This window comes from Vibrio sp. 1401 (genome assembly GCF_033340295.1).
This window is the reverse complement of record NZ_JAWOWF010000454.1, coordinates 1-648: the sequence shown is the minus strand read 5'-3', so window position 1 is coordinate 648 and position 648 is coordinate 1. Positions and strand designations below refer to the sequence as shown.

At 48.5% G+C, this 648-nt stretch carries 1 protein-coding gene; it reads left to right on the top strand.

Translation table 11 applies throughout. The features are described from left to right. Positions 1-648: DEAD/DEAH box helicase (locus R7Z77_RS26195; protein WP_318137157.1), on the top strand; the 648-nt coding region annotated here is incomplete at both ends.

Below are 648 nucleotides of genomic sequence, written 5' to 3'. Positions count from 1 at the left end.
ATATCAAAACGACGCCAAACTTTATGTTCCCGTTTCCTCGCTAAACTTGATCAGCCGTTACTCTGGCGGCGCTGAAGAAACGGCTCCTCTGCACAAACTTGGCGGTGAAGCGTGGTCGAAAGCACGTCGAAAAGCAGCTGAGAAAGTACGCGATGTTGCAGCAGAGCTACTTGATGTATACGCGAAGCGTGAGCTAAAACCGGGCTTTAAATTTGCCTTGGATCGTGGCCAATACGCGACCTTCAAGGCAACATTCCCGTTTGAAGAAACCGATGATCAAGCCATGGCAATCAACGCGGTACTTTCCGATATGTGCCAAGCAAAAGCCATGGATCGCTTGGTGTGTGGTGACGTTGGTTTTGGTAAAACAGAAGTTGCCATGCGTGCGGCCTTTGTTGCTACGGACAACAGCAAACAAGTTGCCGTACTCGTGCCAACAACCCTGCTTGCTCAGCAGCATTTTGAAAACTTCCGTGACCGCTTCGCGAACTTGCCAATCCGAGTCGAGGTGCTTTCTCGCTTTAAATCAGCCAAAGAGCAAAAAGTGATTTTGCAAGATGTTGCGGATGGCAAAGTTGATATCGTCGTCGGTACGCACAAATTGCTCTCCAGCGACATCAAATTCAAAGATTTGGGTTTGTTGATTGT